Origin of the sequence: Clostridium mediterraneense, from assembly GCF_900091705.1 — a bacterium.
GTDB classification, from domain to species: domain Bacteria; phylum Bacillota; class Clostridia; order Clostridiales; family Clostridiaceae; genus Sarcina; species Sarcina mediterraneense.
The window spans coordinates 1,924,088-1,933,686 of record NZ_LT594785.1 but is presented as its reverse complement, the minus strand read 5'-3'; the positions used below and the strand labels follow the sequence as shown (position 1 = coordinate 1,933,686).

The 9,599-nt window shown below is 26.8% G+C and carries 1 protein-coding gene and 1 pseudogene; both read left to right on the top strand.

Annotated features, from left to right (window positions below; all coding sequences use genetic code 11):
- A partial coding sequence (locus BN8917_RS11055) for a hypothetical protein (protein ID WP_159426743.1) occupies positions 1 to 2,075 on the top strand: 2,075 nt, incomplete at its 5' end.
- Positions 2,076 to 2,253: 178 nt separating this feature from the next.
- Positions 2,254 to 9,599 (top strand): annotated as a pseudogene (locus BN8917_RS14400) (hypothetical protein); the annotation flags it as partial.

The window sequence follows — 9,599 nt, the reverse complement described above, 5'->3', positions numbered from 1 at the left end:
AAGTTGAATCAATAACAGTAAACGGAAAGAAAGTAGATTCAGTAAATGATTTAGATTATAAGAATGAAAAACAAGTTGTTGTTTATCATTTAGCTAAAATACCAAGTAATTCTGTAACAGAAACTATGATAACAAATACAGGTAAAGTTTTAATACCAACTAAGACTGTAAAAACAGCAGAAGAAAATACAGAAGTAGATGTTAAGGGTCTTACAGTACCAGCAGGTTATAAATTAGAAAAAGTAACTATAGATGGGAAAGAAGTAAAGGCTGCTGATAACTATAAAGTTGAAATAGGTAAAGATACTACTTCAATAGTATATGTTGTTGAGCAAATACCAAGTGCTAAGCCAATAGTTAAACCAGAACAAAAGCATGAATCAGGAAATACTGAAAATAAACCAGCAGTAGATCATAATAATCAAAACAAACCAAGTACTGATAAGAATGATAGTAAATCAGCGGTTAAACCGGATGGAAATCATAAGGCAGGAAATACTGATAACAAGCCAGCAGTAGATCATAATGATCAAAACAAACCAAGTACTGATAAGAATGATAGTAAATCAGCGGTTAAACCGGATGGAAATCATAAGGCAGGAAATACTGATAACAAGCCAGCAGTAGATCATAATAATCAAAACAAACCAAGTACTGATAAGAATGATAGTAAACCAGCGGTTAAACCGGATGAAAATCATAAGGCAGGAAATACTGATAACAAGCCAGCAGTAGATCATAATAATCAAGATAAACCAAGTACTGATAAAAATGATAGTAAACCAGTAGTTAAACCACAAGAACAAGGTGAGGTAATAATTAAGGTTATTGATCAAAATGGAAAGACTATTGAAGAAGCTACTCATACTGGAGTGGTAGGACTTAAATTTAATCCTATAACAATTCCAAGTAAGGATAAATTAGTTAATGTAACTGTGAATGGAAAAACTATTTCAGAAAATGATGTTAAAAATGAAATAGTAAGTAATCAAAATACAGGTAATAAAACTACTATTATCTATAATGTAGAGGTTCCAGAACATGAAACACAAAAGACTAAACCAGTTATTGATGGAAAAGTTATAATTAAAGTAGTTGATCAAAATGGTAAAGTTATAGAAAATGCAGAGCATGAAGGAGGTATTGGATCTAAGTTTAATCCAATACAAATACCTAAGGATGATAAGGTAATAAGTGTAACTGTTAATGGTAATAAAGTTAATAAAGTACCAGATGTTATTGAAGAAAATTCAAATAATAATATAACTACCATAATTTATAATGTAAATGTACCTGAAAATAATACTAATGATAATCAAGGAAGTAGTGTAAATTCTAATGATAAAACACATGTAAATAGTACTATAAATAATGGTAAGAATAATTCTACAAATACACATAATAATAACGTGAAACCGGTAGAAAATCATAATGAAAATAATCATTCAGAAGATAAGAAAAATATTAATGAAGATGGAAATGTTAAGATTGAGATTATTACTAATGAAGGTAAAGTATTATTAGATAATAATTATAATGAACCTGTAGGAAGTAAGATAAATAATGTAGATATTCCAAATGGTTATAAACTACAATCAGTATCTGCTACTGTAAATGGTAATAAGGTACAAGAAGTTCCTACTAAGGTTGAAAAAGGTGAAACTACTATTATTTATAATGTAATATCCGATAAACCGGTAGTAAATCATAATGAAGGAAATACTGATAAACATAGCGATGTAAAACCAGCAGTAAATCATAATGAAGGAAATACTGATAAACATAGCGATGTAAAACCAGCAGTAAATCATAATGAAGATAATACTAATAAACATAGTGATATAAAACCAGTAGTAAATCATAATGAGGATAATACTAATGAACATAGTGATTCAAAGTCAGTAGTAAATCATAATGGTAATTCAAAATCTACTATTAAAGAAGATGGTGGAAAAACTATTATCAAACAAGGTTTACCAGATACCGGGGTGAAAAATACAGAAGATGGGCTTGGTATATTAGCTGGAATAATGGCAGCTATAGCAGCTTTAAGAATTTTCAGAAGAAAGAAATAATTTAAATATATGGACTATATAAATATTATTTAAAGTAAATATTTATATAGTCTTTTTATTAATATTTGTTATTTATTGAAAATTAATTGTAATAAAAAATAAACTTTTTATACCAATTATTGTTTATAATATTTAATATAAATTTAATATTACAAATGATAATTGGAGAGAAATACTTATGAATAATAAAAAAATATTATCAATAATTACTTTAGCAGGTGTTGTAGGAATGAATATACAGCCTATAGCTCAAAATGCTGTACAAAGTAACAATACAATTTTATTAGCTAATAGAAGTATTAGTAGCAATATTCAAGAAAAGGTAGATTCAAATATCTATAATATTAAAGACAATATTATAACTATAAACAATGTTTGGAATTGGAGAATAGGAACACTAAAATTTAATCCAGTAACATCAAAAACAGAGTTTATAAAAGGTGGATCAGAAACTAATCCATACTTATCAAAAAATAATGAAGCTTTTTCTATTAGTTTATATAAGAGGAATGGTGCATTAATAAAGAAAGTACAAGTAAATGGAAGTGAGTATCCAGAAAGTGAATTATATAATGCATTTAATAATTTAGATTTTTCTTATGGAGATATTTTAGAGATAAATTATAAAACATCAAGTAAGATAAGTATATCTAATTTTAATAATAAAAAAGATTATCAAGTAAATAAACCTATATCAATGGAGATAACAAAGAATGGTTTAAAAGAACTTTCTAACAAGTTAACTGTGAATCCTATATATTTTGATTTAGGTAGTAATAAAATTAATGTATCAGGTAATGCGACACCAAATTCAACAGTAAATATATGGGTTGATAATAAAGATTATACAACTACAGCTAATTTACAAGGTCAATATAATAAAACAATATCAGCTAGTGAAAATATAACATTAGATACAGTAGTTAAAGTTTTTAATCAAGGAAATAATGAAGTACAAAAAAAACCACAATTAAATCCTACAAATTATAAATTAAACTATACTAGTATTTCTTTAAATGGATATTGGGGAGGAAATCCATATTTAGTATCAAAAATTGGTTTCAATCAATATACAAAGAAATTAGAACTTGAAAATAAAGGGTATACTTATTTCTCATACTGGTCAAATTCACCTGCATATACAATAACTTTAATTAATAAAAATGGTGGAATAATAAAATCAAAAACATATAACGGTTCAGGAAGTAGTCAAAATGTATTTAATGATTTTAATGGATTAAGTTTTGAATATGGAGATTCTATAAGAATACAATCACATGGGCTTGATATGTCTATAAATAATCCAAATGGGAAAATAGATAATTTACCTGGAAAAGGGATTACAACAGTAGATTATGAAATAACACCAGAAGGGCTAAAGGCAGAATCTAATAATTTAACTGTAAATCCTATATATTATGAATTAAATAGTAATAAAATAGATATATCAGGTAAGACAACAGCTAATACATTAGTTAATATATGGGTTGATAATAAGGATTATATAACCACTTCAAATTCTAAGGGAGAATATAATTTAGATATAACAGCTGATAAAAATATTACAGGTTCAACTAAAATTGAGGTGTTTGTAGAAGGAGAGACTCCTCAAGTTTTAAATCCAACTATAAATTCTTCAATATATGGAATAGTTAAAAATAAGATAAATTTAATTGGAAATTGGTATGGTGGAACTTATACAGCAGGTACAATTTTATTTAATCCAGTAGATATGAAAGTTAATATAGCTGGAAATATGAATGACTATTTTGCTAGTGGGTCAGGAAATGCTTTTGAAATATCTTTATATTCTTCAACTGGACAATTAATAAAAGGTAAAATTTATCAAAATAGTAATCAGACACAAAATTTATATAATGATTTTAATAATTTAGATTTTAAATATGGAGATATTATTAAAGTTACTTGTTTAGGGCCTGTTAAAACTAGTGTAAGTAATTTTGATGGACAAAGTAACTATATAGTAAATAAATCAGTTCAAATGTTAATAACACAAAATGGATTAGAGCCTTCTAATATGCCTGAAATTGAAGTTAATCCTTTTGATGTTTTAGGAAATGGAAAGGTAACTACAGGGATTATTTCAGGAAAAACTAATAAGCCTAATGAAGTAGTAAATGTATTAGTCGACGGAAAAGAATTTACTGGTAAATCTAATAATGAAGGTATATTTAATATTAATATATCAGAAGCTAATGGGTTTACAAGTTCAACTAATATAGTTGTAGAAACATTAGGTGAAGTTGCTAAAATTATAAATCCAACAGCAAATTCAAAGTTAGGTATATTAAAATCTAATATAACAATATCTGATAAAGATCAAGATGGAACTTTTGGACAGATGATCACTTTTAATCCTGTCACTATGACTGTTAAGAATAGGGGAAGTAATTTTGCTGCACAACTTATAAGTGGAAAAACAGGACAAGTTTTAGCAAGTTGTGGTACAAGTAACTTTAATGTATTTGCTTCAAAAAACAACTTAAATGGAGCTCACTTTGAGTATGGAGATATAATTGCAGTTTATGAACCACAAGAAACTGAATTATCTATGGGAGAATTATTACTTGATAGCGGAAAGAGTAAAATAGATTGTACTAATAAATTTAAGTGTTTCAAAATAACTCCAAATGGATTAGTTCCAGTAGCTAATGAGAATTTAACTACTTCACAAATCTTATATAAAGGCACTAATAATATGACATTAACAGGTAAGACATTAGCTAATACAGATGTAACTGTAACTTATGGAAATATATCTAAAGTAGTTAAGTCAAATAGTGATGGTGATTTTTCATTAGAAATTCCAGTTAGTGAAGCGCCTATAAATAGTGAAGTTAGAATTTTTGTTAATAATGATAATGCTGAAATATTAACAGTACAATATGATACTAAGTTAATTAATATAAATTCTAATAGAATACAGGTTGTAAATAATACCAATGTTCCTATTTTCAATGTAACTTTTAATCCTGTAAATAATAAACTACAAGCAATAGAATATCCATTAGCTAAACAATATACAGGAGCATTTTATAGTAATACTTTAAATATAAGACTTATAGATCCTAAGAATGGTGATATTCTATATTCATTTACTGGAGATAAGTTAAATGATATTAGTACCTTCATATCAGAAATAAATAATAAGAGTTATGAGATAGGGGATATAATAGAGGTTTCATATAATCCTAATTTTGTTAAGGCTAATATTTTTGATGGAAAGAATAGTATAGGAAATACTACTGGAGAAAAGGAATATTTCGAAATAACAAATAAGGGACTTATAAACTTAAATGATAAATTTATTAATATAAAACCATTAGATATTTTAAGTAATAATAAAGTAACATCTACTAATATAGAAGGTACTGCAAAACCTAATACTTCTGTTGAAGTTTCTGTTGATAGAAATACATTTAAGGGAATGACAAATGGAAATGGTGAATTTAATATTGCTATAAATGATAAGGATGGATTTACAAGTAATACTAATATAGTAGTTTCATCAGAGGGATATATACCAACAATTATTAATCCAACTATAGAATCAAATATACAATTAATGAATAGTTATATAAACTTCTATAATAATCAAGGATGGCAAGGAGAATTATCATCAAGTGTAACATTTAATCCACAAACTATGAAGTTTGTTGTAAATAATTATACTGATAGTTTTGGAAATGGAAAATCTAAATACTTAGATTTAGATTTATATAGTAGTAATGGGCAAAAATTATTAGATGCTTCAATTAATAATGGTTCAACAAGTCAATTAACAGAAGCTTTAAATGGTAAGTCATTTAGTTATGGAGATATAATAGGTTTAAGTTATAACAATACAATTTCTAAACCAGTTGTTTTAAATGGAAATCAAGCATTAGGTAATATAAGTGGTAATGAAGAATACTTTAAAATAACAAAAGAAGGATTAGTTCCAGTTAATTTTGGACAAAAAGCTTATACAAGTAATGTTTTATGGAATAACAATAATTTAGTTATAGATAGTAATTTATCAGATGGACAAAGTGAAAGTATAATAAATGCTGACAAGAAATTAGTTATTTTAAATTCAAATAACCAAGTTGTAGATTCAGTAAATACAAGTACATTAGATCATAACCCAGCAAGTGTACAAGGTATAATACCAGAATCAACTTTATACAAATTAAATAAAGACGAAGCTTATACATTTGCTTTGGATATAAATAATGAATTATTCCCAATACAAGTATCATCAAATACTCCAAGTAATTCAAAATATGTATTAGAAGCAAATTCAAATAATATTCTTTCAATAATTACAGCAACAGCTCCAGTAATTACTATAAATAATGCTAATGATATAGCAAGTTATATGAATACATTAACTTCTGATATAGATACAGCAATGAGTCAAAATACTGATATTGCTGATGTTTTAAGTAATAGTAAGTTAAGTTATCAAATTGCTGCAAGAGATTTTATAGCAAGAGTTGGATTAGAAAACTTACAGAATTTCTTTAATAAGAGTGAAGCAAATAAAGAGTTTGTAAATTGGTTATTAAACAATAGTACTGCTATACAAGAATATTTAGATGCAACAAGTCAGTCAGGAGTAAATATAAATGGACTTCAAATTTGGTCTAATATATGGAATAAATATACTAATTCAAGAGCGGGATTTAATTTAAAATTAGCAGTAGCTGTTGCAGTAAGTAATGCTAAGCCTATAAATGCTTGGCCAGGTAAAGGTACTGTAGGAGATCCAGTTGAAAGATATAATATATTTGAGACTTTAAACGCAGAAGGCGGTATGCTTCCTGTATTTAGGACTTTAGATGTCAGACATATAATGTATGTTGTTAATACACATATACCTAATTCTCAAATATTAGAGATGAGAGCTATAATAATGCAAAATCATAATGCTTTTATAAATGCAGGTGCTAATGGTTTAAATAATATAGCTTATACAATACAGTACAATGAAATAAATCCTCATACAGGAGCAAGTATATTTGGACCAGATTTCTATGGGCCAAATCCAACTCCACTAAATGTTTGGTATGATGGAGGAGTTTGTGGATCAACATCTTATATGGGAGCATCAGCTTGTCAGATATTTGGCTTACCAGCACAACCAGTTGGTCAACCAGGACACTGTGCATTTATATTCTATAATGATGAGCATAAATGGACTATAGGAAATAATATTTTCGGATGGTCAAAAAGTAGTGGAGCAGATATTAGTGGTTGGTCAAAAGGAATAGCTACTAATGGAAATGTTACAAATTATGATTTATTATATCAAAATATCAATCCAGAAACATTAAAGAAATCTAATGAGTATTTATGGCTTGCAAATTCTGATTTATCATATCAAGATAAAATGAATGCAATAAATGAAGCTTTAAAAATAGAACCTTTAAATGTAAGAGCATGGCTTGATAAGATTGCTTTAATGAAAACAAATCATAATCTTACAGTACAAGATTATATAAATCTTAGTGATCAAATTATAAATGCACTTAAAGATTATCCAATGCCAATGCTTGATACATTATTACAAATAAAGAATATAATTTTAAATAGTGGAACAAAGCAAGATTATAATAATTATATTAAAGCTATTGATAATGCTTTAAATTCAGTAACAAATTCTAACCAAAAGCCAATTGCTAAAGATATGTTACAGACAATGCCATCAGTAGGATTACAAGATGGGGAAGCTCCTTTAGTAAATTCTAAAATTACTATAAATAATGTTTGGAGTCAATCACTTGCTACATTAGGTTTTAATCCTATTAGTATGAAAATGACTGTTAATAAAGGATGGTCAATAGTTAATTGGTATTTAAATGGTGAAGCATTTAGTATAGGATTATATAATAAAGATAATCAATTAATTAAGAATGTAGTTATAAAAGGAAATGGAGAAGGTTCTAAAGAAGAGGTTCATCCTGAAAATGAAATATATAATACATTTAATAATTTAGGATTTAAATATGGAGATAAAATAGTTATAGATTATAAAACAAGTTCTAAAATAAGTGCTTCATATGTATATAAAGATGGAGTTTTACAAAATTCTTATGATGTAAATAAAACTAGTGTATTTGAATTAACTCCAAGAGGACTTGTATATTTAGGAGATAGTCTTGATAGTTCTTCAGAGAATACTACTCTTAATGTAAGTACAGTTTATTCAGATGGAAAAGCAGTTACAGGAGATAAATATAATTACACAGAAACAGGTAATATTGGTGATTCTATTAATAATGAAAGCATACCTACTTTAGAAAATTATCATATAGATTATGTAACAGTTAATGGAGTGAAAACTAATATTAATCAATTACCTAAGTATTATGTAGCTAATAATATGAATATTGTTTATCACATGGCTAGTGACACTGAATATAAATTAAATATTAATATTAAAACAGAAGACGGAAAAGTTTTAAATACTATGCCAGTAGCTTCTTATGCTAAGGGAGATAAAATTTCAGTAGCCGATAATAATTGGGATAAAAAAGAATATAAATTAGACTATATTCTTGTGGATGGAGTAAAAACACCAGCTAATAAATTACCAGAAGTTATGCCAGATAAGAACCTTAACATAACTTATATCGTGTCACCTATAGCTAAATCAACAATAACAGTTGAAGCTATGGTTGATGGAAAAGTAATAGGTAAGCCTGTTGTAACAACAAATTATCAAGGTGAAGCTTATAAAGAGGTTGCTCCAACTTGGGATAATAGTGATTATGAGCTTAACGATATAACAGTTAATGGAGTTAAAACTTCAGAAGCAGATCTTCCAAAGGTATTTGGAGATAAAGATATTACAATAGTTTATAATTTATCACCAAAAATGATGAATGTTGGCGAAAGAGTAGTAAATCAAAATGGTGCTATTCTATATCATAATGAATATAAGCTACCATTTAATACATCAATAGTTAATATTGAAGATAAAATACCTTCAAATTATAAATTAGAAAATATAACAGTATCTAATCCAAATAATAAAGAAATAACATTAATTGCTAATAAGAATATAAATACTTATACAAATAGTAATGATGTTAAAGTTGCATTTAATGGTGAAGTAGTAAGCTATAATGTAGTTCCTATAAATGGAGAAATAACTTATAAAACACAAATAGGAAACGAAGCACCTACTAATGTTGTGAAAGAAGTTGGACAAGTTGATACTAAATCAAAAGAATATAAATTAAATATTCCTAAGGGATATCAAGTTGAATCAATAACAGTAAACGGAAAGAAAGTAGATTCAGTAAATGATTTAGATTATAAGAATGAAAAACAAGTTGTTGTTTATCATTTAGCTAAAATACCAAGTAATTCTGTAACAGAAACTATGATAACAAATACAGGTAAAGTTTTAATACCAACTAAGACTGTAAAAACAGCAGAAGAAAATACAGAAGTAGATGTTAAGGGTCTTACAGTACCAGCAGGTTATAAATTAGAAAAAGTAACTATAGATGG